Genomic DNA, 25,638 nt, shown 5'->3' with positions numbered 1-25,638 from the left:
CCGAGGACCCCCCGGGGACAGCGCTCACTCGTTCGGGGGGAACGGTGAGTTGCGGGTCTTCGGCAGTCGGAGCACCTCGAACTGGTCGGTGTTCTCGATCAACGCACCGGAGGGAGCCGCCGGCACCGGCCGGCTCTCCCGCCGCCCGGCGTCGGCCGGGCCGGCACCGACCGCCGCGCCCACCGGCGCCCGCCCGGTCTCCGTCCCGGTGTCATCGGTGTCGCTCACCTCGCCACCGCTCGACGCGTCGTCGGACGGGTCACCGTGACGGCGGCGCCGCCACGTCCGGACCGACACCTTGGTGTCCTCCACCATGGCGTACAGGGTCGGCACCAGGATCAGCGTGAGCACGGTGGAGGTGAGCAGGCCGCCGATCACCACGATCGCCAGCGGCCGCGAGATGAAACCACCCTCCCCGGTGAGTCCGAAGGCCATCGGAGTCAGCGCGAAGATGGTGGCGATCGCGGTCATCAGGATCGGCCGCAGCCGATGCCGCCCACCCTCGACCACCGCTTCCCGTACGCCCATCCCCTGGGCGCGGTACTGGTTGACCAGGTCGAGCAGCACGATGGCGTTTGTCACCACGATGCCGACCAGCATGAGCACGCCGATCAGCGCCGGCACGCTCAGCGCGGTGCCGCTGACCAGCAGCAAGGCGACCGCTCCAGTGGCCGCGAACGGAATGGAGACCAGCAGGATCAGCGCCTGGATCACGCTGCGGAACGTCGCCATCATGATCAGGAAGACGATGGCGATGGCGGCGAGCACGGCCAGACCCAGGTCGGCGAAGGTCTCCCGCTGCTCGGCACTGACGCCGCCCAGGGTGAGGGTGGCCCCCGGTACGTCGATCGCGTCGAGGCGACTCTGCAACTCGGTGCTGATCGCGCCCAGGTCGGAGCCGGTGACCGTGCCGGTCACCGAGACGCTGCGCTCACCGTCGATCCGCCGTACCTGCTGGGGCCCGGTGGTCTCGGTGACGTCGGCGATGTCGTCCAGCTTGACCGCGCCCACCGGCAGTGCCCGCAACTCCGTCACGGTCACCGGCGGCGCGGCCGACAGGCGCAGCACCACGTCCCGGGCGGCGCCGTCGACGGTCACCTGACCCAGGGGCGTACCCCGGAAAGCCTGCGACACCAACTGCCCGACGGCGGCCTCGGTGAGCCCGGCCCGGCTGGCCGCCACCCGGTCGACTGTCACGTCGACCCGCGGTACCCGATCGGCCAGGGTGGTCGAGACGTCCTCGACCCCGTTGATGCCGGTCAGAGCCGACTCGGCCTGCTGGGCGGCGGCGGCCAGCGCCTCGGGATCGGCGGCCCGCACGATGACCGCCAGCTCGCTGGCGGACGCCCCACCCTGGCCCGCCGGGAAGGTGATCTCGCCGACCTCCGACCCGAGCGCCGTGAACCGGTCCCGCAGCACGCCGCGCATCGCCTTGGCGTCGGTCTCGTCACCGAGGCGCAACGCGTAACTGGCCACGTTGTTGCCGGCCGTGCCGGCCCACGGCGTGTCGCCGCCACCGGCGGTGACCTGGTACGACTCGACGCCAGGGGTGCCCGCCAGCACCTCCTCGACCCGCCGGGCCGCCGCGTCGGTGCCGGCCAGCCCGGTACCCACCGGCAGTTCCTGCCGGATGTTGAGGGTGTCCTGGCCGGAGTCGTCGAGGAAGTTGGTCTCCAGTTGCCGGGCCAGCCCGAAGGTGCCGAACAACACCAGCAGCCCCGCCGCCAGGGTCGCCCAACGGTAGGCCCGCCGGCCGGTGGCGAACCGGATGACCGGCAGATACACCCGCTGCAACGGGCTGCGCAGCTCGCGCTCCTCCGCCGCCCGGCGGACCGCCGCCCCGTCGGTCCCGCCGCTCACCGGCTTGAGGAACCAGTACGCGAGCACCGGGATCACGGTCAGCGACACCAGCAGTGAGGCGAGCAGCGCCACGGTGACCGTGATCGCGAAGGGCGCGAAGAGCTGGCCGACGAAACCACCGACAAGTGCGATGGGGGCGAAGACGGCCACCGTGGTCAGCGTCGACGCGGTGACGGCACCGGCCACCTCGCGTACGGCGGTGAGGATCGCCTGCCGCTTCGGCCCGCCGTACGACAGGTGCCGCTTGATGTTCTCCAGCACGACGATCGAGTCGTCCACCACCCGGCCCACCGCGACCGTCAGCGCGCCGAGGGTGAGCAGGTTGAGCGAGTAGTCACCGATCCAGAGGGCGATCAACGCGACCACCACCGACAGCGGGATGGAGACCGCGGTGACCACTGTGGAGCGCACCGACAGCAGGAACACCAGGATGACCACCACGGCCATGATCAGACCCAGTAGGCCCTCGGTGCTCAGCGTCTTGATGGACTTCTCCACGAACGGCGCCTGGTCGAGCACGACGGTCAGCTCGGCACCGGTGGCGGACCGCAGGTCGGCGAGCCGGTCGGCGACCTCGTGCGAGATCTCCACCGCGTTACCGTCCGGGTCCGCGGTGACCGCGATGCCGAGGCTCTCCCGGCCGTTGGTGCGGGTGATGGCGGTGGCCGGGGCTAGTTGCTCCTCGACCGTGGCGACGTCGCCGAGGCGTACCGGACCGGCCTTCTTCACCGGTGGCGCGACGATCACGCCACGCAACTCGTCCAGGCTGGTCAGCGGGGCACCCACCTGCACCGGCAGGGTGCGCTCGCCGTCCAGTACGGCACCGGCCGGCACCGCCACCCCGTTGGCCTGCAACGCGGTGCCGATCGCGGTCGGCTGCACCTTCGCCTTCGCCAGCTTCGCCGGATCCGGTGTGATCACCACAAGTTCGTCGCGGACACCTGTCAACTCGACGCTGCGGACGCCGTCGATCGCCGCCAGTTCCGGCACCACCGTGTCGCGCAACTTGCCGGCGAGGGTCCGTTCGTCGTCGTCGCCGGACGCGGCCAGCACCACCGCCGGCAGGTCGTCGGTGCCGCCCGCGATCACCTGCGGGTCCACGCCCTCGGGCAGCCGGGTCCGGTTGATCGCGGTCTGCATCCGGCTGACCATGTCGTCGAGTTCGGTGCCGAACTCGTACTGCACCTGGATGGTGGTCAGGCCCTCCCGGGAGGTCGAGACGACCGAGTCGAGACCGGCGAGGCCGCGCAGGCTGTTCTCGATCGGTTCGGCGACCTGGGACTCGACGACCTCCGGTGCGGCACCGGGGTACTGGGCCACGATGAACGCGGCGGGGAACTCCAACGACGGGAGGAGTTGCTGCTTCAGTGACGGCACGGCGTACACACCGAATGCCGTGGTCACCACCGCGATGAGGGCTACCAGCCCCCGGTTGGCGAGGCTGAATCTGGCGAGCAGCGACATCGCGTGGCTCACTCCTGGGGGAGACGGTCGAGGGGTACGAGCAGTGTGCCCGACCCGGTCGTTCTGCCGGTGTCCGGGGCGGCCGGGGTCCCGGAGGTGCCGATTCGCAGCGACGCCACCAGATCGCGGTACAACTCGTCGGTGCGCAGCAGGGTGGTGTGGTCGCCGACGGCCCGGATCCGGCCACGATCCATCACGACGATCTGATCGGCGTCGAGCACCGTAGAGAGCCGGTGGGCGATGGTCACCACCGCGCCCGTCGCGGCCCGCTGCCGCACGCATCGGCCGACCACCACTTCGGTCAGACCGTCGACCTGCGAGGTGGCCTCGTCGAGCAACAGCACATCGGGGGTACGCAGCACGGCGCGGGCCAACGCGATGCGCTGCCGTTCGCCGCCGGAGACGGTGGTGGCGCTCAGCGGCGTGTCCAGCCCGAGGTCCAGCGAGCCGACCTTGTCGTGCAGGTCGACCGCGCGCAGTGCGGCCCAGAGTTCCTCGTCGCCGGCATCGGGGTGGGTGAAGCGCAGGTTGTCCCCGATGGTGCCCGGCACCACCGGGGCGTCCTGCTCGACGTAGGCCAGCCGGCGTCGGATCTCGGCGGGTGTGTGCTCCGGGTAGGGCCGGCCGTGCAGCAGCAGCCGACCCTGCTCCGGTTCGAGGAAGCGGAGCAGCAGGGAGAACAGGGTGGTCTTGCCGGCACCGGAGGGCCCGACGATGGCGGTGTGGCCACGTCTGGGGATCTCCAGGTCGATGCCGCGCACCGCGGGTGCCGCCCCCGGGGCGTACCGTGCGGTGACGCCCTGGAAGGTCAGCACGACGCCGCCGGATTCCGATCCGACGGGCCCGGTCGGCCCGGCGGGTGCCGGTGCCGGCTGGCCGGTCGGCCGGGAACCGGGCTCGACCGCGATGGCCTCGATCTCCCGCAGGCGGCCGGCGGCCGCGATGCCGGCCTGCATGGCCGTCATGTTCTGGGTCAACTCGCTGATCGGCCCCATCAGCTGGAAGGCGTAGAGCAGAAAAGCGATCAAGGTGGACACCTCGATCAGGCCACGCTCGGCCCGCGCCGCCCCGAATCCGAGGATGACGATCACCGCGAGCTGGATGCCGGTCCAGGAGATGGTCCAGACGGTCGCCGCTCGGCGGGCGGCGTGAATGCCGTGCCGCGCCGAGTCCTCGGCGTGCCTGGTGATCAGACCTGCCTGTCGCTGCTCGGCGCGGCTGGCCTTGACCGTACGAATGGCGCGTAGCGAACCCTCCAGGGCCCCGCCGAGCCGTCCCACCGACTCCTGCGCCGCCTCCTGGGCCCGCCCGATCGACGGCAGCAGCAGTCCCATCAGCACTGCGACGACCACGACCGCGACCATGGTGGTGGCCAGCAGCACCACGTCGAGCGTGCCCATCAGCACGAGCGTCCCGACAAGCGCCACCGCACCGTTGATCAGGCCGACGAGGCTGCCGGACGCCTCGTGCAGCAATCCCGGGTCGGAGGTCGCCCGGGTGACCAGCTCGCCGCCCGGCCGGCGGGTCAGCTGGTCGATCCGGGCCGCGAAGTAGCGACGGATCACCCCGGACCGCGCGTCGAGCACCACCCGCTCGGCGACGCCGCCCATCAGCATCCACTGCCACAGCGAGATGCCGGCGCCGACGACGACGAGAGCGAACAGCACGGTCACCGGCCGGGACAGGGAGCCACCGGCACCGAGGGTGTCCAGGACCCATTTGGTCACCAGCGGGGTGGCCAGCCCGGCGGCGTTGGCCAGCAGGCCGAGCAGCAGCCCGAGCAGCATGGCCGGCCAGTGCGGCCGTAGATAGCCGAGCAGCAGGTGGGTCCGGCCCCGGCGGGCGGCCGGCTGGGGGTTGATCGGTTCGGCAACGGCGATCTCAGTCACTCCGTTATGGAACACTCATGTTCCGTTCCGGGCAAGCTAAATTCTGAAATCGCACATTGGTACCCTCTGTCCGTGGTGACCACCGATGAGAGCGGCAGCCGGGCGCGGACCCGGCAGGCGATCCTGCAGGCCGCGATCGAGGTTCTGAGCCGCAATCCGGCGGCCAGCCTGGGCGAGATCGCCACCGCCGCACAGGTCGGCCGGACCACCCTGCACCGCTACTTCGCCGAGCGGTCGGACCTGCTGGCCGGCGTGGCAGACGAAGGCGTCACCCGGCTCAACCGGGCGACCGCCCGCGCCCGGCTGGCAGAGGGCACCGGCGCGGAGGCGCTGCACCGGCTCTGCGCGGAATACTTCGACCTGGGCGACCTGCTCTCACTTGTCTTCGCCGAGCCGCAACTGATCACCGACCCCGCCTGGGCCGCAGGTGTCTGCGACGACGACTTCCATGCTCTGGTGGCTCGGGGGCACGCGGACGGCAGCATCGATCCGGCGCTGCCCGCCACCTGGTTGCAGTCCGTGCTCTGGGCGCAGCTCTACGCGGGCTGGAGCTACCTGGCCGAGCACGACGTGTCCCGCCACGAGGTACTCGCCCTGGTCACCCGGACCGTCGCCGGCGCCGTCACCCCCCGTCCCTGACTCCCCCACCAGCCGCCCTTGCGGCGATCATGCAGTTGTGGCTCCCGAAACGCACACGTTTATCCACCCTTGTGAGGTGCCACAACTGCATGATCGGCGGGTGCTGCGGGTCGGGCGATGGCGGTGGTGACGAGGTCGGATCACAACCGCGCGCGGAGCCGTCAGGCGAGGTCGAGGGAGCGGGCGGCGACGAGCGGGTCGTTGGCGATGGTGACGGGGGCGGGGGCGGTGGAGATGGCCCACTCGGGGTCCTTCAGCCCGTGCCCGGTGACAGTGCAGACCACCGTGGACCCGGCCGGCACCCGGCCGGCGGCGGCCTGCTGGAGCAGGCCGGCGACGCTTGCCGCGCTGCCCAGTTCCACGAAGACGCCCACCTCCCGGGCCAGCAGCCGGTACGCCGCCAGGATCTCCCGGTCGGTGACCGCCTCGATCAGGCCGCCCGAGGCGTCCCGCGCATCCAGGGCTTTCGTCCAACTCGCCGGGTTGCCGATCCGGATGGCTGTGGCGATGGTGGACGGCTCGGCCACCACCTGCCCGGTCACGATCGGCGCCGCGCCGGCCGCCTGGAAGCCGTACATCTTGGGCCGCCGGCTGGCGTTGCCCGCGTCGTGGTCCTCGGTGTAACCCATCCAGTACGCGGAGATGTTGCCGGCGTTACCCACCGGCAGGCAGTGGATGTCGGGCGCGTCGCCGAGCGCCTCGACGATCTCGAAGGCGGCGGTCTTCTGACCGTGCAGCCGGTCGATGTTCACCGAGTTGACCAGGGCCACCGGGTAGTCCTGGGCGAGCTTGGCGGCCAGCGCCAGACAGTCGTCGAAGTTGCCGTTGACCTGGAGCAACCTGGCGCCGTGCACGAGCGCCTGGGCCAGCTTGCCCAGCGCGATCTTGCCCTGCGGAACCAGGACGGCACAGGTCATCCCGGCCCGGGCCGCGTACGCGGCGGCGGAGGCGGAGGTGTTGCCGGTGGAGGCGCAGATGATGGCCTTGTTGCCGGCCTCGACCGCCTTGGAGACGGCCATCGTCATGCCCCGGTCCTTGAACGACCCGGTGGGGTTCGCGCCCTCCACCTTGAGGTACACGTCGCAGCCGAGTCGGGCGGAGAGCACCGGCGCGGGCAGCAGCGGCGTGTTTCCCTCGTGCAGGGTGACCACCGGCGTGGCGTCGGTGACCGGCAGCCGGTCCCGGTAGGCGTCGATCAGGCCACGCCACATCTCGCTCTCCTCGCCTCTGCGCTTGATCCGGCCGCTCACAGCCCACCCTCGACCCGCAGCACGCTCGCCACCGAGCGGACGATGTCCAGACCACGCAGTTGCTGGACGGTCGCCGCGAGCGCCGCGTCCGGCGCGACATGGGTCACGATGACCAGCACCGCCTCACCGGCCGCCCCGGCGGCGCCGCCAGCCGGCCCCTGCCGGACGGTGGCGATCGAGACATCGTGCCGGGCGAACACCCCGGCCACCGACTCCAGCACACCCGGCCGGTCGGCCACGTCGAGGCTGATGTGGTAGCGGGTGAGCGCCTCCCCCATCGGCCGCACCGGCAGGTCGGCGTAGGCGGACTCGCTGGCCGCGCGGACCCCGGCGAGGCGGTTACGGGCCACCGCCACCACGTCGCCGAGCACCGCGCTGGCGGTCGGTGCCCCACCGGCACCCCGTCCGTAGAACATCAACTGCCCGGCCGCCTCGGCCTCGACGAAGACCGCGTTGAACGCGTCGCCGACGCTGGCCAGGGGATGGGTCACCGGGATCATCGCCGGGTGGACCCGGACATTCACCGCTTCCCGGCCCTGCCCGTCGGCACCGCGCGCGGCGATGCAGAGCAGCTTGATCGTGCAGCCCATGGCCTTGGCGCTGGCCACGTCCGCGGCGGTGACCTCGGTGATGCCCTCGCGGTGCACGTCGGCGGCGGCGACCCGGGTGTGGAAGGCGAGCGAGGCGAGGATCGCCGCCTTGGCGGCCGCGTCGAAGCCCTCCACGTCGGCCGTCGGGTCGGCCTCCGCGTACCCCAGTTCGGTCGCCTCCTCCAACGCCTCGGCGAAGCCGGCGCCGGTGGCGTGCATGGCGGAGAGGATGAAGTTGGTGGTGCCGTTGACGATGCCGGTGACCCGGGTGATGCGGTCGCCGTGCAGTGACTCGCGCAGCGGGCGCAGCAGCGGGATGGCCCCGGCCACCGACGCCTCGTAGTAGAGGTCGCCGCCGCCCTCCGCCGCCGCGTCGTGCAGGGCGCCGCCGTCCTCGGCGAGCAGCGCCTTGTTGGCGGTGACCACGCTCTTGCCGGCCCGCAACGCCTCCACCAGCCAGCCGCGCGCCGGCTCGATGCCGCCGACCACCTCCACCACCACGTCGACGTCGTCCCGCTTGATCAGGCCGAGCGCGTCGGTGGTGAACAGGGCAGGATCGACAGGCAGTTCGCCGCGGTCGCGCCCGATCCGGCGTACGGCGATGCCGGCGATCTCCAGCGGCGCGCCGACGCGGGCGGCGAGGTCCGCCGACTGCTCGTGCAGCAGCCGGACCACCTCGGCACCGACGGTGCCGCAGCCGAGCAGGGCGAGGCGTACAGGTGACGTCATCCCACATCCAAAGCGAGCAGGTCCTCTTCGGTCTCCGGTCGAACGATCAGCCGGGCCCGGCCGTTCCGAACCGCGACCACGCCGGGGCGGGGCACGTGGTTGTAGTTGCTGGCCATGCTGCGGCAGTACGCGCCCGTTCCGGGCACCGCCACAAGATCTCCGGGCTGCACGTCGGCGGGCAGGAATTCATCCTTCACCACGATGTCCCCGGACTCACAGTGCTTTCCCACCACGCGGGCGAGCATCGGTCCGGCGGCGCTCGCCCGAGAGGCCAGGGTCGCCGAGTACGACGCGTCGTACAGGGCCGTGCGGATGTTGTCGCTCATCCCGCCGTCGACGCTCACGTAAGTCCGGATGCCGTCGACGTCCTTGACCGTACCCACCTCGTAGAGAGTGAACACGGCGGGGCCGACGATCGCCCGGCCCGGCTCGATGGACAGGTGGGGCACCGCCAGCCGCTCCGCCGCGCACTCGAGTTCCACGATCTTGCGCAGTCGGTCCGCCAGGTCCTGCGGTGCCGCCGGGTCGTCCTGCGAGGTGTACGCGATACCGAAACCACCGCCGAGGTCCAGCTCGGGCAGCTCGACGCCGCGCGCGTCGCGGATCTGCGCCTGAAGGGCGAGCACCCGTCGGGCGGAGACCTCGAAGCCGTTGGTGTCGAAGATCTGCGAGCCGATGTGCGAGTGCAGGCCACGCAACTCCAGCACGTCCTCGTCGAGGACGCGCAGCGCGGCGGCCAGGGCCGAGCCACCCGCGAGGGAGAAACCGAACTTCTGGTCCTCGTGGGCGGTGGCGATGAACTCGTGGGTGTGCGCCTCCACCCCCACGGTGACCCGGATCAGCACCCCCGGCCGGATGCCCCGCTCGCGGGCCAACACGGTGAGCCTGTCGAGTTCGACGAACGAGTCGACGATGATCCGCCCGACGCCGACCTCCAGCGCCCGGCTCAACTCGGCCACCGACTTGTTGTTGCCGTGAAAGCCGATCCGTTCCGGCGGCATCCCGGCGGCCAGCGCCACGGCCAGTTCGCCGCCGCTGCACACGTCGAGGAACAGACCCTCCTCGGCGATCATGCGTACCACCGCGCGGCAGAGGAACGCCTTGCCCGCGTAGTACACGTCGTCGGCGGAGAAGGCATCCCGGAAGGCCCGGCAGCGGGCACGCAGGTCGTCCTCGTCCAGGACGTACAGCGGCGTGCCGAACTCGGCGGCGATGTCCCGTACGCCCAGGCCCGCGACGGTGAGCGCGCCGTCGGCCCCGCGCGCAACGTTGCCCGGCCACAGCTGCGGCACCAGGGCGTTGACGTCGGCCGGGGTACGCAGCCAGGCCGGCCCCCGGTTACCGATGTCGCCGTGCAGCGCGCCCGCTTCGTGAGCCCGCATCAGTACCTCCCCGGCTTCGCGACCGCAGGGCCCGCAAGCTCACTTCTCGCGCTCACGACTACATCCGTTCCGGCGCCGAGACGCCGAGCAGGCGCAACCCGTTGGCGATGACCACCCGGGTGGCGTCGTTGAGCCAGAGTCGCGCCCGGTGCAGGTCGGTGACCTTCTCGTCGCCTCGGGGCAGGATCCGGCAGTTGTCGTAGAACCTGTGGTACGCCCCGGCCAGGTCCTCCAGGTAGCGGGCCACCCGGTGCGGCTCACGCAGCTCGGCGGCGGCGGCCACCACGGCGGGGAACTCGGCGAGCGCCTTGAGCAGCTCGTTCTCCTTGTCGTGGTCGAGCAGCTCGGGCCGGAACGACGCGGCGTCGCCCCGGACCAGGCCCACCTCGGCGGCGTTGCGGCCGACGCTGGCCGTACGGGCCGCCACGTACTGCACGTAGTAGACGGGGTTGTCCCGGGTGGCCCGGGTCCACAACTCGATGTCGATGTCGATGGGCGAGTCGCTGGAGTACCGGGCCAGCGCGTACCGGGAGGCATCCACCCCGATCGCGTCGACCAGGTCCTCCAGGGTCACCACGGTGCCGGCCCGCTTGCTCATCCGGACCGGCGCGCCGTCGCGGACCAGGTTCACCAGTTGGCCGATGAGGATCTCCAGCGTCTGCTCGGGGTCGTCGCCGAAGCAGGACGCCATCGCCTTCATCCGACCGACGTAGCCGTGGTGGTCCGCGCCGAGCATGATCACGACGCGGTCGAAGCCCCGTTCCCGCTTGTCCAGGTAGTAGGCGCAGTCGGCGGCGAAGTAGGTCCACTCGCCGTTGGACTTGCGCAGCACCCGGTCCTTGTCGTCGCCGAAGTCCGTGGTACGTAGCCAGGTGGCGCCCTCGGACTCGAAGACGTGGCCCTGCTCGCGCAGCCGGGTCAGGGCGTGCTCCAGCTCGTCCCGGTCGTGCAGGTCCTTCTCGTTGAAGTAGGTGTCGAACTCGACCCCGAAGTCCCGCAGCGAGGACTTGATCTCGGTGAACATCAACGCGACGCCCTCGACCCGGAAGACCTCCTGGGCGGCGGCCTCGTCCAGGGTCAGCACCTCCGGCCGCCGGGCCGTGACCTGCTCGGCGATCTCGGCGATGTACGCCCCGCCGTAGCCGTCCTCGGGCGCCGGCTGGTGCCGGGCGGCGGCGAGCAGCGAGCGGGCGAAGCGGTCGATCTGCGAGCCGGCGTCGTTGAAGTAGTACTCGGTGCCGACATCGGCACCTGTCGCGCGCAGCAGCCGGCTCAACGCGTCGCCGACCGCCGCCCAGCGGACTCCACCGATGTGCACCGGACCTGTCGGGTTGGCCGAGACGAACTCCAGGTTGATCTTGAGCCCGGCGAGCCGGTCACTGCGGCCGTACTCCTCCCCCGCCTCGACGATCGAGCGGGCGAGCTGCCCGGCGGCGGCGGCGTCCAGCCGGATGTTGAGGAAGCCCGGGCCGGCGATCTCGACCGATTTGATGCCGGACGTGCTGGCCAGCTCGGCCGCCAGCGCGGCGGCCAGATCACGGGGCGGCAGGCCCACCTTCTTGCTCAGCTGAAGCGCCAAGGTCGCAGCGTAGTCGCCGTACTCAGGGTTGCGGGGACGCTCGACCGTGGTGTGCTCCGGCAGCGCGGAGCGGTCCAGCTCTCGGTCGGCGAAGACGGCGTGAGCGGCGGCGAGGACGGCTTCGGCAAGTTCTGCAGGAGTCACCGAACCATGTTATCGGGGGTAGACTCGGTCCCCGCGGCGGCGACCCAGCATCCGAACCCAGCCCGCCAGAGCCCCTGACCGACCGACCTGACGAGGCACGATGAGTATCAGCACCCCGGGCGGCCCGGAACGCCGCCCGACCGTGGTCAGCACCGGCAAGAAGCCGGCGGCGGGACGGCCGGCCGCCGGCGCCAAGGCGACCGGAGCCAAGGCTGGCCCCAGCAAGTCCGGATCGGCCCAGCGCGCGGGGGGCGGCAAGGGGCCGCGTAAGCCGATCACCCCGGTGAAGGTGAGCCAGGGCCGGTCGTGGGGGCCGATCGCGCTCTTCGTCGCCGTCGGCGTGCTCGCCACGTCGATCATCGGATTCGGCGCCTGGGCGACCTTCAAGGGCAGCCAGTCCTGGGAGGACAAGGCGGCCGACATCGCGGGCATCGTCAACTACCGCGAGACCGACCCGGAGAGCCTCACCTACGAGTCGCACCAGTCCGGCAAGATCGAATACAAGTACAGCCCGCCGGTCGGTGGCGCACACAACAACGCCTGGCAGCGGTGCCTCGGTGACGTCTACGACGCGCCGATCGCGGCCGAGCACGCGGTGCACAGCATGGAGCACGGCTCGGTCTGGCTCACCTACCGCCCGGACCTGCCCGCGGCCGACGTCGAGAAGCTGGCCAGCGTCATCCGTGGCAACGACTTCATGCTGATGAGCCCGTACGAGGGCCTGGACGCCGCCGTGTCGCTCCAGGCGTGGGGTTACCAGCTCAAGGTGGACAGCGCCGACGACCCGCGGATCAAGGAGTTCGCCACCACGCTGGCGCAGAACGCCTCGATCGAGCCGGGCGTGCCCTGCTCCTCCGGCAACTACACCACCGGCACCGGCACCGAGCCGCGCGAGTTGGCTCCGCCGACAGGTGGCTGACGTGTCCAGCGCGACCCAGGAGGCCCCTCCGGCTGAGCGCAACGGCACCGAACTCCGCCGACCGTCCCGAACGCTGCGCTACCTGACCCTGGTCATGGCGGCGGTGCTGCTGCTCGGCGTCGGGTGGACGGCCGCGACACTTGTGGCGGACCGGGCTCCCGGTGACGACTCAGCCGAAGCCGGTTTCGCCCGGGACATGTCCCGCCACCATGCCCAGGCGGTGGAGATGGCGATGATCGCGTACGCCAAGGGGCAGAATCCGGCGATCCGGCAGATGGGCTACGACATGGCCCTGACCCAGCAGGCCCAGATCGGTCACATGCAGCGCTGGTTGCAGGAGTGGGAGCTGCTGCCCACCGGTTCCCGGCCGGCGATGGAGTGGATGCCCGACGCCGTGCCGGTCGGCCAGGACGGGCTGATGCCCGGCATGGCCACCCGCGACGAGATCACCCAACTGCACGAGGCCCAGGGCGCCGAGGTCGACAAGCTCTTCATCAAGCTGATGATCAACCATCACCTCGGCGGCGTGCACATGGCCGACGGCCTGCTGAAGGTCTCCGACCGCGCCGAGGTAGTCCGGATGGCCCAGGCCATGAAGCAGACCCAGCAGAAGGAAATCAACGAGCTGCGCCGCATGGAGGTCACAAGCGGCTGATCCGTTGACACCGGCTCGACCTCTCGCCGCCCCGCTCGTCACGTCGAGCGGGGCGGCGGCGTGTCTGGCAGCCACAACCGACCGGGATCGCCTCCTCCGCCCCACCTTGGTGGCATAAGACCGATTTTCCCTCTAGGGGTTACTTGGAGCGAAGTGCACTCGTTGTCCCGGACGTGGGGGTTGCACTCAGAGACGCGCGGCGTTCGGTCACCAGCTGGTGCCGACGCCACACCATCGGCGGTGACGGAGCGGTGGCAGCCGTCCGTCGCGGACAGCGGCAGGGTGAGCCGGGAACACTCAGCCGCGAACAGGAGCTGGAACTGATCGACGCCCTCCGGGGCGGATACCCCGACGCGTTCGGCCTGGACGAGGAGTTGTGGACCCGCCAGAGCCTGCACGCCCTCATCGAGCAGCAGTTCGACCTGACGCTCGACGTGGGAGTGGTCGGGGCGTACCTGCGGGCCTGGGGGTTGGGTCCGCGCGAGCCCCGCGAGCGGGCCTGCGGGCTCTGCGTCGGAGCAGTCGAGCGTTGGGTACGCAGCGAGTACCCGGCGATCACCCGGGCCGCCCAGGAACACCTGGCCGAGGTCTACTGGCTGGGCCGGGTCCGGCTGCGGGGCACCATGCCCGCGGCCGACGTCATCTCGGCGGTCTCCTCGCGGGGGCGGGTCCGGTTCATGGTCACCACACCGTCGGTCGACCCGCCGCTGCCCCGGGAGTTCCTGCACCGACTCAGCGGCGCCGAGCAGCGCACCGTGCATCTGATCGTGGACGGCTCCTGGGCCCGCAACGAGTGGCCGCGCCGGCTGCCCCGGCGGATCGTGCCACACCCGCTGCCCAGCTGCGGACGCGCGCTCGCCGCCTGAGCCGCGCCGCCGACACCCGCCAGATCCGCCCGAACGGAACCGGTCCGGCAACGACCCGGGCCGGTCCCGTTCAGGTGAGCCGAGACCCACCCGCGACCCACCGATACCGATTCGGCGATCGGGTGGGGGGTTTGCTAACCTTCTCCAGTCACTGAGCCCCCGTAGCTCAGGGGATAGAGCACCGCCCTCCGGAGGCGGGGGCGCAGGTTCGAATCCTGCCGGGGGCACCAGCTTTCGCGCTCCATGTCCGCTGAGAAGCGCGGACCTGGAGCGCTTGTCATTTCCCCCGGGGCCCGAGCCCCAGACCCCACGCGACCGCCGCCATGTCCGCCGAGAAGCGCGGACCTGGGGCGCATGTCATCTCCCCTGAAGGCGGACCTGGGGCGCACATCATCTCCCCCGGGGCCCGAACCCCAGCCCTACGCCACCACCCCCACGTCCGCGGAAAGCGCGGACCTGGGGCTGTCGTTGAGGGACTGCCGCCTTTGGCCGTAGGGGTGCGACGGGCCCACTCAGGTCGGGACCTTGGTCCCGACGGCTTCGGGTGTTCCGGCCCGCGCGCAACGACCCGCATCGGAGCGAGAGTGGTCACGTAAGAAGCTGACCACGGAGGCAACGATGACCATCCACCACGGCACCCACCGATCCATCGAGCGCCCGCTTGAGCACGCCGAGCTGCCCGGCGCCATGCTGACCACCACTGCCGCCCGGGCCCTTGCCGTGCTGCGGATCTCCACCGGGCTCGTCTTCATCTGGGCCTTCCTCGACAAGACCTTCGGCCTGGGCTATGCGACCCCGGCCGAGCGCGCCTGGATCAACGGCGGATCGCCGACCAAGGGGTTCCTCGCCAATGTTGAGGTGGGACCGTTGCAGTCGGTGGCCCACTCGATTGCGGGAACGTGGTGGGCGAACGCCTTCTTCATGGTTGGACTGGCCGCCATCGGCCTCGCGCTGATCGCCGGCGTCGGCCTGCGGGTGGCGGCCACCTCGGGGACCCTGATGATGGCGCTGATGTGGCTGGCCGAGTTCCCGCTGGCCCGGTTCACCGCCGGTGGCGACCCGACCGGTTCCACAAACCCGGTGGTCGACTACCACCTGATCTACGCCGTGGTCCTGGTCGCCCTGGCCGCCGCGTACGCCGGGCACACCTGGGGTCTGGGCCGGTTCTGGGCCCGCCTGCCCTTCGTGCAGCGCCACCGCTGGATGCTCTGACCCGCTCGACGCCTCCTGGGCCGGACCGCCACCACGGTTCGGCCCAGGAGGCGTCCTGGCGAAAGGGCAGTCTCCTCAGTCGGCGGCAGCGCGCCGGGCGCGGGCCCGACGCCGGCCCTCGTGCATGGCCTGTACCCGAGGCACCGGAATCGCCCGCCCCTCCTCGATCAGATCGGCCGGGAGTCGCTGGGGCGCCGGCATCAGGTCGACCCACGGGTCCCGCTCCGCCACCAGCGACGGGACCGTCCGGATGGTGAAGTCCGTCGGGGTGACGGACGCCAGATCCGGCCAGGGCACCGGGAAGGAGACCGGCACACCGGGACGCAGCCGAGGGCTGTACACCGAGACGACTGTCGCCCCGCCGGTACGGGTGGGGTCGACGAAAACCTTGCCGCCCCGGTCCTCGCGGATGAACGCGGTGGTCGCCAGGGTCGGGTCCAGCCGTTCGGCCCGAGCGGCGAGGGCCCGGGTGGCGGCGGCCAGCTCCTCGGCGTCGGAACCTGGCTCGACCGGGACGAAGACGTGCACCCCCTTGGCCCCGCTGGTCTTCACCGCTCCCGCCAACCCGGCGTCGGCGAGCGCCTGCCGGACCAGCAGCGCGGCCGACACCCCGGCGGCAAATCCGGTGTCCTCCGGCGGATCGAGATCCAGCACCAGGTGGGTGGGTCGGCTCAGGTCGTCCGCCATGGCCAGCGTGGGGTGGTACTCGACCGCCCGCTGGTTGGCGAACCAGAGCAGGGTCCGGCGGTCGTCGCAGAGCCCGTACGCGATCTCCCGGCGGGATGCTTCCGCCCAGATCGGCACCCGGCGCACCCAGTCCGGGGTGTAGCGCGGCAGGTTCTTCTGCATGAACGGTGGTTGCCCCGGACGCACCCGGACCACCGACAGCGGCCGGCCACGCACCTGCGGGACGATCCGATCGGCCACCGCGTCGAGGTAGTCGACCAGGTCGCGCTTGCGCACCCCCGACCCGTCGAACAGCTGCTGGTCGAGGTTGGTCAGCGCGACCCCGTCCCGGGTCTCGTCAGCCGCCATCCGATCACCATCCCCGGCCGGGGGCCCGGCGGTCAACCGCGACACCGCGCTGATCCGTTCGCGCCGTCAGCTCGACAGGCTCAGCGGAGGTGTATGCGGGGCCGCCGTCCAGGTGAAGGGCGCGCCGGTCCGGCGGGCGTGGTGGTTGTCGAGCGACGGGTCGGACCGGTCCGCAGGCGGGCGACGGTCAGGTGAGCGGGCCGCCGGCGGCGACGGCGGCGAGCAGGCGGCTGGTGTGGGCGCGGGTCGCCGCGTACAGGCCGGAGCCGTAGCTGACCCGGGCCACGCCCAGGGCGGCCAACTCCGCGAGCGCTGGTGCGCCGGGGCGGGCCAGTACGTTCACCGGCGCGGCGACCGCCGGCACGAAGCTGCGTAGCTGCACCGGGTCGGCCAGCAGGATCGGGTAGACGCTGTCCGCCCCGGCCGCCAGGTAGCGCCTGGCCCGGCGGATCGCCTCGGCGAGCCGGTCGGCCGCCGGCTCGCCACCGGGCCGAAGGAAGACGTCCACCCGGGCGTTGACCACCACCTCGACCCCGGCGTCGTCGGCTGCCGCCCGCACTCCGGCCAGCAGGTCGGCCTGTTCCTCGGCGTCCACCAGGACACCGGTACGCGGATCCGAGTCCTCCAGGTTGAGCCCGACCGCCCCGGTGTCGAGCAGCCGGGAGACCAGGTCGGCCGGGCGCAGACCGTAGCCCCGCTCCAGGTCGGCGGTGACCGGCACGGCGACCGCGCGGGCGATCCGGGACACCGCCGCGAACATCTCCACCGGTGGGGTGCGCTCGCCGTCGGCGTACCCGAGGGATTCGGCCACCGCGGCGCTGCCGGTGGCCACCGCCGGAAAGCCGGCGTCGGCCACCGCCCGCGCGGAGCCGGCGTCCCAGGCGTTGGGCAGCACCAGCGGGTCGCCGGGTCGGTGCAGGGCGCGAAGCGCGACCGCCCGGGCCGCCGTGGACTCGGTCACGCCATCGATTGTGGGGCCTGGCACGACGGTGCCCGGAGAGCCAATTCGGTACCGCTGGTTGTGGGGAACCCCACTGATCTGACCGATCGGTCAGCCTCTGACCGATCGGTCAGGCATGCTGAGGAAATGGCCCGCCCCACCCCGCAGACCCACGGCGAGATCCTGGCGGCAGCGGCGAGACGTTTCGCCGCCACCGGTTACCGGGGTACGTCGTTGCAGGACATCGCCACCGAGGTGGGCTGTTCCAAGGCTGCGGTGCTCTACCACTTCGCCAACAAGGAGGCCATCCTCACCGAGCTGATGGCACCCGCGATCGAGGTGCTGCGCTCGCTCGACGAACGGATCGCCGAACAGCCCGGACCGGCCGCCGCGCAGCGGGTCGCCGCCGAGGGCTTCGTCGACCTCGCGGTCCGGTTCCGCAGTGAGATCGCCCTGCTCCGGGGCGAGTTCCCGGAGTTGCTGCAACAACCCGTCTTCGCCCACATCCAGCAGATCTCCGAACGACTCATCGACGCCTTCGCCGGGCACTCCGAACGGGCCTCCGCCCGGATCACCGCGCTGGTGCTGCTCGCCGGCATCGCGGAGACCTGCGGCCAGTTCGCCGACGTGCCCGATCAGGAGTTGGGCGACGCGTTGCTGGCGCTGCTGCTTCGGGCGCTTGAGCAGCCCGCGCACTGACCCTGTTCCACAACCAACGACCGAGGGAAAGGACCTCATGGCGACCCTGCTCTACCGGCTTGGCCGGGGCTCGATGCGTCGTCGGCGACTCGTCGCCGCGATCTGGCTCGTCGTACTCGTCGGGCTCGGCCTGGCAGCGGCGACCCTGCGCGGCCCGACGGCCAGCAACTTCACCATGCCCGGCACGGAGTCGCAGCGTGCGCTCGACCTGCTCGACGAGCAGTTCCCGGCCGCTGCCGGCGCCACCGGCACCATCGCGGTCAAGGCACCGGCGGCGGGCCAACTGGGCACACCCGAGGGCCAGACGGTGATCCAGTCGATCACCCAGGAGGCCACCACGGTCCCCGGTGTGCTCGCCGCCATCGACCCGTTCCAGGTCGGCTCGGTCACCCCCGACGGCCAGTACGCGCTCATCCAGGTGCAGTTCAACGAAGGCGCCGACCAGGTGACCGACGAGCAGCGCGAGGCGTACGAGCGGCTGGGTGCCGAGGCCCAGGCCCAGGGTTGGCAGGTCGCACCGGGCGGTGAGGTGCTCAACACCGAGCCCGAGGTCGGCTCCACCGAGGCGATCGGCGTCGCGGTGGCCCTCATCGTCCTGGTGGTCACCTTCGGCTCGCTTGTCGCCGCGGGCATGACGATGCTCAACGCGCTGATCGGCGTCGGCGTCGGGATGGCCGGTCTCTTCGCGCTCAGCGGCGTGATCGAGCTGACCAGCACCGCGCCCATCCTCGCGTTGATGCTCGGTCTGGCCGTCGGCATCGACTACTCGCTCTTCATCACCTCGCGGTACCGACAGAACCTGCTCGACGGTATGCCGGCGGACGAGGCGATCGGTCGGGCGGTCGGTACCGCCGGCTCGGCGGTGACCTTCGCCGGAGCCACTGTCGTCATCGCCCTGGCCGGTCTCGCGGTGGTGAACATCCCGTTCCTGACCGTCATGGGCCTGGCCGCCGCCGGCACCGTCACCATCGCGGTACTGGTGGCGATCACCCTCCAGCCGGCCCTGCTCGGCTTCGCCGGCCGCCGGGTCCTGCCCCGTCGGCTGCGCTCGTCGGTGCCGGTGGCCCTCACCGCCGACGACCTCCCGGACGACGCTGCCCGGCGCAGCGACGTGACCACCCACCGGGCGGCGCCGGAGGCCGCCACCGTGGCCGGTGAGGACACCTCGGCGTTCGGTTTCCGCTGGGCGCGGCTGGTCACCCGGTTCCGGATCCCGGTGATCCTCGTCGGCCTGCTCGGCCTTGGACTGCTGGCGCTTCCGGCGCCGGACATGCGCCTGGCCCTGCCCGACGCCGGTACCGCCCCGGTCGGATCCGCCGCCCGGGTCTCCAACGACCTGATCACCGAGGGCTTCGGCCCCGGCTTCACCGGGCGGCTCGCGGTTGTTGTCGCCGGCGATGACGCCGCCGCCACCGCCGCAGCCGTCCCGCAGGTCACGGCCCTGGTCCAGCGCACCGACAACGTGCTCGCCGTGGCCCCGCCGCAGCTCAGCCCGGACGGTCGGACGGCGTTGCTCGGGGTGATCCCGCAGACCGGCCCGACCGACCCGGCCACCGAGACGATGGTGCACGACATCCGCGCCGCGGTCGGCGGCATCCAGGGCGCGGACGTACTGCTCACCGGTGTGACGGCGATCGGCATCGACATCTCGGAGAAGCTCTCCGACGCGTTGCCGATCTACCTGGCGCTGGTGGTCGGCCTGTCGATCCTGCTGCTGATGCTGGTGTTCCGCTCGGTGCTGGTGCCGGTGAAGGCGGCCCTGGGCTTCCTGCTCACCGTCGCCGCCACGTTCGGCATCACCGTCGCGGTCTTCCAGCAGGGTCACCTAGCCGACCTGGTCGGCCTGGACACTCCTGGCCCACTGATCAGCTTCCTACCGATCCTGCTGATCGGCATCCTGTTCGGGCTGGCCATGGACTACGAGGTGTTCCTGGTCTCCCGGATGCGGGAGGACTTCGTCCACGGTGACACCGCCCAGCAGGCCACCATCAACGGAATGGGCCACGGAGCACGGGTGGTGACCGCCGCCGCCCTGATCATGACCTCGGTCTTCGGCGGCTTCATCTTCCTCGACGACCCGGTGATCAAGTCGATGGGCTTCGCGCTCGCCATCGGTGTGGCCATCGACGCCTTCGTCGTCCGGATGACGATCGTGCCTGCGGTGATGTCGCTGCTCGGCAAGGTGGCCTGGTGGCTGCCCCGCTGGCTGGACCGGGCGCTGCCGAACGTCGACATCGAGGGCGAGAAGCTTCGCGCCAAGCTCGACGACAAGGTCGGTGCCGGCGCCTGACCCGCACCACCACACGGCCCTCCACCCGACATGGGTGGGGGGCCGTGTCGGCACCGGCTCAGACGCCGGCCGGGTAGGTCTCCATCTCGCCCGGGGCGGCCAGCGCGGGCAGCGGATGCAACGCGGTGGTCTCGTCGCACCAGATGAAGGCGTCGTAGCGGTCCCCGAGCCGGGTCGGCACGTAGTTGCCCCACGACTCGAACGACGGGTCGTACACCACCCCGATCGCCCGATGATCGAGCGTGTCGGTGACCCAGCCCGGCTGGTCCGGCCCGCCGAAGACCAGCACCGCCCGCTCCGGCATCAGCTCGTGCAGCCGGTGCTCCAGCGAGCCGGGCCGGGCCGGTGGCACCACCATCGCCTCTGCCGGCGAACCCCAGCGCGGGGCGGCGATCACCGTGCCCCGCCAACTGCCGAAGCCGATCAACACCACCTGGTCGGCACCATGGCGTTCCCGGGCCAACTGGCCGATGTTCACCATCCCGTCGGCGGCCATGTCGGTCGCCCGCGCGTCACCGACGTGTGTGTTGTGCGCCCACACCACGCCCCGGGCACCCGGCCCGTAACGGTCGAGCAGCCGGTCCAGGGTGTCGGTCATGTGGGTGTCCCGGACGTTCCACGACCCGGGTCCACCGGCGACCATCTCCCGGTAGTAGCGCTCGGCACCGGCCACCACCTCCGCGTTCTGCCAGGTGGAGAAGGCGCCCGGCCCGTCAGTGGCGGCGTGTTCGCGGGTACGCGCCAGCAGCCGGATCACCTCCTGCTCACATCGGGCGGAGACGAACCGGCTCGCCGCGCCGTACTCCTCGACGCGCTTGCCGTACGGCTCGAAGCACCGGTACGCGTCCTGGGCTATCTCCAGCGACGCCGGTTCCTCCTCGCCGAGATAGTCGAAGATCGCCTGCATCGACTCCCAGAGGCTGTACACGTCGAGACCGTGGAAGCCGACCCGCGCCGCCTCCGTCCGATCCATGTTCCAGGCCCGCAGCCAACGACAGAAGCGGGCCACCTCGGCATTCGCCCACATCCAGGTCGGCCACCGTTCGAAGCCCTCAAGCGCGGTCTGCGGCTCGGCCGCCGCCCCGGGTGCACCGGTCACCGAACGGTGCACCCGGTCGCAGTCCGGCCAGTCACCCTCGACCGCCACGAAGGAGAAGCCGCACTCGGCGACCAGCCGCCGGGTCAGCTGCTCCCGGATGCGGTAGTAGTCGTAGCTGCCGTGCGTCGCCTCCCCGATCATCACCACCCGGGCGTCCCGGACGCGCTCCAGCAACGGATCGAGGTCGCTCGGCGCGCCGAGCCGCTGTACCAGCATGCCTGCGGCTACCCGGCACCCCGACGGGCAAACGCGGGGGTCCGTCGGGGGTGTGCCGGGGCACTTGCGCGGGTAGGTCGGACAGCATGACCGACAGCGGTGCCGCCCTGCCCGAATACCTCGCGGGGCTGGACTTTCCCGTCTCCCGCGAGGACCTGGTCCGGTGGTGCCAGGAAAACGGCGCGAGCACCGAGCAGTTGCAGGCCGTACGGGCGCTGCCGGTGGAGCAGTTCAGCTCCGCCACGGAACTGGCCGAGGCGCTGCGCATGCTCCCCTGAGCCGCTCAGCGGGCGTGCAGCAGGCGGTGCAGGACCAGCCACTGCTCCGGCCAGACCTGCCCGACCGGGACGTCCGGAGCGAGCCGGCTGGCCCGCAGCGCCGCCGCCAGCCGGGCTCGCGGATGCTCGCGGGCCAGCGAGGCCGCGAGCGAGCCGCCGACCCCGCCGAACCCCAGCTCGACCATTCGCCGGTACGCCGGTAGCGCCCTTGGCGACAGCAACGGCTCCGCCCGACGCTCGACGCGCAGAATCCCCGCGTCCACCCGGGGCACCGGACGGAACGCGGTACGCGGCACCCGCCCGGCCAGCCGCCAGTCGAACTCCGGCCAGGTCAGCACCGTCAACCGGGTCCACCGGCCGTAGTCGCCGGCCCGCCGCCGGGCGTACTCCAGTTGGGTGAGCAGGGTGGCCGTGCGCAGTCCCGGCGCGGCCAGGCACCACCGCACCACGGCCGCGGTCAGCGACCACGGGATGTTCCCGACCACGGCGAACTCCTCCCCGGGTGCCACGGCCGTGAGGAAATCGGACTGGCAATGGGTGACGTTCGGCAGGGTCGCGCAGAGCTGAGCGAGTGCCGCCCCGGCGACGGGATCCACCTCGTACGCCGTCAATCGGCCACAGCGGGCGGCCAGCAGGCGGGTGAGTTGTCCCCGCCCGGCGCCCACCTCGAGCACCAACCCGTGCGGGTCGGGGCGAGCGGCGTCGACGAACCGGGCGACGGCGGTCGGGTCGGTGAGGAAGTTCTGGGAGAACACACGACGGGACCTGTCGCGTGCGGTCGTGCGGGAGCGGCGGGGCGCCATGACGTCGTCCTTGTCTGTCGCCGCGTGGCGACATGAGCGGACAGGCGACCGTCGACGGGGCCTGTCCGAGCGATCGGGACTCGGACGGCCCTGGTGAGATGGCGCGGGAGCGGCACGCCCCGATGCGGGACGGGGTGCCGGAGACGTACGCGTGAGCGGCGTCAGTCGCGGATCGCGCCGGCCAGGGCCGGACGCCGAACGCGCGGACGGGCCACCAGCAACGGCCCGAACGCGGCCGGCGTGGCGGCCGCGTTGATCAGGGCACAAACGCACATGCCGGCGACCCTACCGACCCGCCCAACGGGCGGCCACCGGTTTAGGCCGGTACGTCGATCACGGTGCGCTGCGCGCGGGCGGTCTCGGCGGCGGCGAGGACCGTCACCACCTCGCGGCCGAAGCGCACGTCGCAGCGGTGATCGCGGGTGCCGGCATCGACCTCGGCCAGCAACTGGTCGATGGCCACCCCGAAGGCCGTCGCCGAACTCGCGCCGCTGTCCGGGAGTCGCTCGATGCCGTTCTCGCCGTAGAGGACGAACTCCGCGGCGACCGAGCGGGGCGGCGCGTCCAGGGTCAGCGACACCGTGCTGGTGGCCCCCTCGGCGTGGCTGAGCAGCAGGTGCACCAGGCCGCCGGGGCCGTCGCTGGCGGACACCCGGGTGACCCGGCCGAGCACCGGCAGCAGGACGGCCAGGGCGTGCGGGCCGATGTCCCACAGCGCGCCGTGCTCCCGGCGCCACGGCGACTGCGCGTACGGGCTGCCGGGCTGGAAGATCGAGGCGAACCGGATCACGTTGGCGGTGTGCCAGCCCCCGGCAGCGGCGGTGGCGGCAATGAAGCCGGCGACGTTCGGTTGGTAACGGCCGGTGAAGAAGACCACCGACGCCACCCCCGTGCCGGTGGCCGCCTCGACCACCCGGTCGGCGTCGGCCACCCGCAACGCCAGCGGCTTGTCCAGCAGCAGGTGCCGACCGGCGGTGGCGGCCCGGACCGCGATGTCCGCCTGGATGTCGGGCGGCAGTGCGACAGCCACCGCGTCGCACGCTTCGATAAGCGTGTCGACGTCGTCGAACGCCGGTACCCCGTAGCGGGTGGCCAGGGCGGCGGCCTTGTCGGGGTTGCGCCCCCACACCCCGATCAGATCCGCTCTCGGGTGCGTTTCGAGCGCCGCCGCATGTGTCTCCGCCGCCCAGTGCCCGGTGCCGAACAACCCGAACCGCATCCCGTACCTCCGCGTCCTCGCCTGGCCACGGCTCACCCGCCCCGGCGTCTCATCAGACCATGCCCGCGACGCCCGCTACGCGACCTCCCGACCCGGCCCGCGCCACCGGCAGCCCGCCGGCCCTGTCGCCGGTCGCTCTTACTACGGGGGTTAGTAGAGTGGGCCGGTGATCGGATCGAGCACCGGACGAACCAGGTGACCGCCGCCGCGACCACCACCGGGTCGCCGGCCGACGGGGCGCTGGCGGTCGCCGCCATCGTGCTGTCGCTGCTGGTCGCCGGCTGGGCGCTGGTGGCCGCGCTGCGCCACCGGCCGCCGGACCGGATGCAGTTGATCGGGCTGGCCGTGCTGGAGTTGCTGCTGCTCGGGCTGGTGCTGATGACCGCCGTGGCGCTGGCCGGCGGCGAGCGCCCGGGCGAGCCGGGGTCGTTCTTCGGCTACCTGGTCACGCTTGTCTGCCTGCCGCCGCTGGCGGCGGTGCTGGCCCGAATGGAACCGACCCGCTGGGGGTCGGCGATCGTGTGCGCGGTGTGCCTGGTGACACCTGTGGTCGTGGTCCGGCTCCAGCAGACCTGGGCGGTACTCGGTGGCTGAGCCGCGCACCGGACGGCCTCGGACCAACGCCGGCCCGGGACGGCTGCTGATCGCGGTCTACCTGCTCTTCGCCATCGCCGCGAGCAGTCGTGCCGCCCTCCAGATCGCCACCAGGTTCGACGAGGCGCCGTTGGCGTACCTGCTCTCCGCGCTCGCCGCGGTGGTCTACATCGTGGCCGCGGTCGGTCTGGCGCGGGCCGGTCACGCGGGCCGCCGGGTCGCCCTGGCCTGCTGCACGCTGGAACTTGTCGGTGTGCTCGGGGTCGGCGCGTTCAGCCTGGCCCGCCCCGACCTCTTCCCGGACGAGACGGTCTGGTCCGGGTTCGGCAGCGGCTACGGCTACATCCCCCTGGTGCTGCCGATCCTCGGCCTCGCCTGGCTCCGGCACACCCGCCGACAGATGGCCGGAGCCCCTTCCTGACACCCGGTGCGCAGGAAGGGGCTCACGGGACGAGGCCGGTCAGTCCCGAGGCCCGCCGGCGACGTAGACGACCTGGCCGGACACGAACGACGCCCCCTCGCTGACCAGGAACGAGATGGTGTGCGCCACGTCCTCGGGCCGGCCCACCCGACGGACCGGGATCTCCGCCTCGGCGTGCTTCTGCATCGCCTCGAAGTCCACCTTCATCCGGGCGGCGGTGGCGGCGGTCATGTCCGTGACGATGAACCCGGGCGCGACCGCGTTGACGGTCACCCCGAACGGGCCGAGTTCGATGGCCAGGGTCTTGGTGAAGCCCTGCATGCCGGCCTTGGCCGCGGCGTAGTTGGCCTGGCCCCGGTTGCCCAGCGCGGAGGTGCTGGAGAGGTTGACGATGCGGCCCCACCGGGCCTCGACCATGTGCTTCTGCGTGGCCTGACTGAACAGGAACGCCCCGCGCAGGTGTACGCCCAGGACCGTGTCCCAGTCGGCGTCGGTCATCTTGAACAGCAGGTTGTCGCGGAGCACACCGGCGTTGTTGACAAGCACCGTCGGCGCGCCGAGTTCGGCGGTCACCCGTTCCACGGCGGCCTCCACCTGGGCCCGCTCCGCCACGTCCGCACCGACTCCGAGCGCCCGACCACCGGCCGCCACGATCGCGTCCACGGTCTCCTTGGTCGCCGACTCCTCGATGTCGACCACGGCGACGGCCAGGCCGTCGGCGGCCAACCGTTTGGCGGTGGCCGCGCCGATTCCCCGTGCCGCCCCGGTCACGATGGCGACCCGCTGACCCTCCGACATACCTACCTCCCGGTAACTTGGCTCGACGGCAGGAGCCTAACCCACCCCGGGTCGACGTGGTCCCCGTC

The 25,638-nt window shown here is 71.7% G+C and carries 23 protein-coding genes and 1 tRNA gene; 12 read left to right on the top strand and 12 right to left on the bottom strand.

Annotated elements, in window-relative coordinates; all coding sequences use genetic code 11:
- Positions 1-24: 24 nt before the first annotated feature.
- Together CLT74_RS26995 and CLT74_RS26990 are read right to left on the bottom strand one after the other, a co-directional pair.
- Positions 25-3,324: an efflux RND transporter permease subunit gene (locus tag CLT74_RS26995; RefSeq protein ID WP_099850081.1), complete on the bottom strand. Its 3,300-nt coding sequence runs from the start codon at positions 3,322-3,324 to the stop codon at positions 25-27.
- A gap of 8 nt (positions 3,325-3,332) precedes the next feature.
- The gene (locus CLT74_RS26990; protein WP_486582592.1) at positions 3,333-5,213 is read right to left on the bottom strand and encodes an ABC transporter ATP-binding protein; all 1,881 of its coding nucleotides are present in this window, start codon (positions 5,211-5,213) and stop codon (positions 3,333-3,335) included.
- Positions 5,214-5,285: 72 nt separating this feature from the next.
- Here CLT74_RS26990 and CLT74_RS26985 point away from each other — a divergent pair, with 72 nt between their 5' ends.
- On the top strand, positions 5,286-5,852 hold the full coding sequence (locus tag CLT74_RS26985) for a TetR/AcrR family transcriptional regulator (protein WP_486582591.1): 567 nt from the start codon (positions 5,286-5,288) through the stop codon (positions 5,850-5,852).
- 161 nt (positions 5,853-6,013) lie between these two features.
- On the opposite strand, the gene thrC is transcribed toward CLT74_RS26985, so the two are convergent.
- From thrC to argS, 4 genes are read right to left on the bottom strand one after another with little or no spacing between them, the layout of a single operon-like run.
- Positions 6,014-7,063 carry a threonine synthase gene (gene thrC, locus CLT74_RS26980; RefSeq protein ID WP_099853026.1) on the bottom strand — a complete coding sequence of 350 codons (1,050 nt, stop codon included), beginning with the start codon at positions 7,061-7,063 and terminating at the stop codon, positions 6,014-6,016.
- Between the two features lie 35 nt (positions 7,064-7,098).
- A complete protein-coding gene (locus CLT74_RS26975) occupies positions 7,099-8,421 on the bottom strand; it encodes a homoserine dehydrogenase (protein WP_099850079.1) in 1,323 nt (440 codons plus the stop codon).
- Positions 8,418-9,803 (bottom strand): diaminopimelate decarboxylase, encoded by a 1,386-nt coding sequence (lysA, locus tag CLT74_RS26970; protein ID WP_099850077.1) that lies wholly within the window; start codon positions 9,801-9,803, stop codon positions 8,418-8,420. Before lysA ends, CLT74_RS26975 begins: the two co-directional genes overlap by 4 nt.
- Positions 9,804-9,861: 58 nt before the next feature.
- Entirely contained in the window at positions 9,862-11,526 is a 1,665-nt protein-coding gene (gene argS, locus CLT74_RS26965; protein ID WP_099850075.1) for an arginine--tRNA ligase, read from the bottom strand.
- A 100-nt stretch (positions 11,527-11,626) separates the two neighbouring features.
- On the opposite strand from argS, the gene CLT74_RS26960 reads away from it, so the two are divergent.
- The 5 genes from CLT74_RS26960 (at position 11,627) to CLT74_RS26940 (ending at position 15,178) form a co-directional block, all read left to right on the top strand.
- Positions 11,627-12,445 carry a thioredoxin-like domain-containing protein gene (locus CLT74_RS26960; RefSeq protein ID WP_099850073.1) on the top strand — a complete coding sequence of 273 codons (819 nt, stop codon included), beginning with the start codon at positions 11,627-11,629 and terminating at the stop codon, positions 12,443-12,445.
- Position 12,446: 1 nt separating this feature from the next.
- Positions 12,447-13,100 (top strand): DUF305 domain-containing protein, encoded by a 654-nt coding sequence (locus tag CLT74_RS26955; RefSeq protein WP_486582588.1) that lies wholly within the window; start codon positions 12,447-12,449, stop codon positions 13,098-13,100.
- A gap of 173 nt (positions 13,101-13,273) precedes the next feature.
- On the top strand, positions 13,274-13,966 hold the full coding sequence (locus CLT74_RS26950) for a winged helix-turn-helix domain-containing protein (protein WP_099850071.1): 693 nt from the start codon (positions 13,274-13,276) through the stop codon (positions 13,964-13,966).
- 155 nt (positions 13,967-14,121) lie between these two features.
- Positions 14,122-14,196: transfer RNA gene (locus tag CLT74_RS26945), tRNA-Arg, on the top strand.
- Between the two features lie 388 nt (positions 14,197-14,584).
- Positions 14,585-15,178, top strand: coding sequence for a DoxX family membrane protein (locus CLT74_RS26940; protein WP_099850069.1), 594 nt, complete (start codon positions 14,585-14,587; stop codon positions 15,176-15,178).
- Between the two features lie 75 nt (positions 15,179-15,253).
- Here CLT74_RS26940 and CLT74_RS26935 read toward each other — a convergent pair whose 3' ends face one another.
- Both CLT74_RS26935 and CLT74_RS26930 read right to left on the bottom strand, forming a co-directional pair.
- On the bottom strand, positions 15,254-16,213 hold the full coding sequence (locus CLT74_RS26935) for a non-homologous end-joining DNA ligase LigD (RefSeq protein ID WP_099850067.1): 960 nt from the start codon (positions 16,211-16,213) through the stop codon (positions 15,254-15,256).
- A 187-nt stretch (positions 16,214-16,400) separates the two neighbouring features.
- Positions 16,401-17,174: an isocitrate lyase/PEP mutase family protein gene (locus CLT74_RS26930; protein WP_099850065.1), complete on the bottom strand. Its 774-nt coding sequence runs from the start codon at positions 17,172-17,174 to the stop codon at positions 16,401-16,403.
- Positions 17,175-17,300: 126 nt separating this feature from the next.
- Between CLT74_RS26930 and CLT74_RS26925 the strand changes: the two genes are divergently transcribed.
- Together CLT74_RS26925 and CLT74_RS26920 are read left to right on the top strand one after the other, a co-directional pair.
- Positions 17,301-17,852: a TetR/AcrR family transcriptional regulator gene (locus tag CLT74_RS26925; RefSeq protein WP_099850063.1), complete on the top strand. Its 552-nt coding sequence runs from the start codon at positions 17,301-17,303 to the stop codon at positions 17,850-17,852.
- 37 nt (positions 17,853-17,889) lie between these two features.
- Complete coding sequence (locus CLT74_RS26920) at positions 17,890-20,142, top strand: MMPL family transporter (protein WP_099850061.1); 2,253 nt, start codon at positions 17,890-17,892, stop codon at positions 20,140-20,142.
- A 58-nt stretch (positions 20,143-20,200) separates the two neighbouring features.
- On the opposite strand, the gene CLT74_RS26915 is transcribed toward CLT74_RS26920, so the two are convergent.
- Positions 20,201-21,457: an erythromycin esterase family protein gene (locus CLT74_RS26915; protein ID WP_099850059.1), complete on the bottom strand. Its 1,257-nt coding sequence runs from the start codon at positions 21,455-21,457 to the stop codon at positions 20,201-20,203.
- A gap of 86 nt (positions 21,458-21,543) precedes the next feature.
- On the opposite strand from CLT74_RS26915, the gene CLT74_RS26910 reads away from it, so the two are divergent.
- On the top strand, positions 21,544-21,735 hold the full coding sequence (locus tag CLT74_RS26910; RefSeq protein WP_099850057.1) for a DUF2795 domain-containing protein: 192 nt from the start codon (positions 21,544-21,546) through the stop codon (positions 21,733-21,735).
- A 5-nt stretch (positions 21,736-21,740) separates the two neighbouring features.
- Here CLT74_RS26910 and erm read toward each other — a convergent pair whose 3' ends face one another.
- On the bottom strand, positions 21,741-22,538 hold the full coding sequence (gene erm, locus CLT74_RS26905) for an ErmE/ErmH/ErmO/ErmR family 23S rRNA (adenine(2058)-N(6))-methyltransferase (protein ID WP_099850055.1): 798 nt from the start codon (positions 22,536-22,538) through the stop codon (positions 21,741-21,743).
- Positions 22,539-22,570: 32 nt separating this feature from the next.
- On the opposite strand from erm, the gene CLT74_RS31575 reads away from it, so the two are divergent.
- The gene (locus tag CLT74_RS31575; RefSeq protein WP_486582587.1) at positions 22,571-22,693 is read left to right on the top strand and encodes a hypothetical protein; all 123 of its coding nucleotides are present in this window, start codon (positions 22,571-22,573) and stop codon (positions 22,691-22,693) included.
- Positions 22,694-22,854: 161 nt separating this feature from the next.
- On the opposite strand, the gene CLT74_RS26900 is transcribed toward CLT74_RS31575, so the two are convergent.
- Positions 22,855-23,757, bottom strand: a complete 903-nt coding sequence (locus tag CLT74_RS26900; RefSeq protein ID WP_099850053.1) for a Gfo/Idh/MocA family protein — start codon at positions 23,755-23,757, stop codon at positions 22,855-22,857.
- Between the two features lie 195 nt (positions 23,758-23,952).
- Here CLT74_RS26900 and CLT74_RS26895 point away from each other — a divergent pair, with 195 nt between their 5' ends.
- Positions 23,953-24,351 (top strand): hypothetical protein, encoded by a 399-nt coding sequence (locus CLT74_RS26895; RefSeq protein WP_099850051.1) that lies wholly within the window; start codon positions 23,953-23,955, stop codon positions 24,349-24,351.
- A complete protein-coding gene (locus CLT74_RS26890; RefSeq protein WP_099850049.1) occupies positions 24,344-24,772 on the top strand; it encodes a hypothetical protein in 429 nt (142 codons plus the stop codon). Before CLT74_RS26895 ends, CLT74_RS26890 begins: the two co-directional genes overlap by 8 nt.
- Positions 24,773-24,811: 39 nt before the next feature.
- Here the strand turns inward: CLT74_RS26890 and fabG are convergent, their stop codons facing one another.
- Positions 24,812-25,570 (bottom strand): 3-oxoacyl-ACP reductase FabG, encoded by a 759-nt coding sequence (gene fabG, locus CLT74_RS26885; protein ID WP_099850048.1) that lies wholly within the window; start codon positions 25,568-25,570, stop codon positions 24,812-24,814.
- Positions 25,571-25,638 lie beyond the last annotated feature (68 nt).

The sequence above is a fragment of the Verrucosispora sp. CNZ293 genome, assembly GCF_002754655.1.
This window is presented reverse-complemented; position numbering and strand designations above follow the sequence as displayed.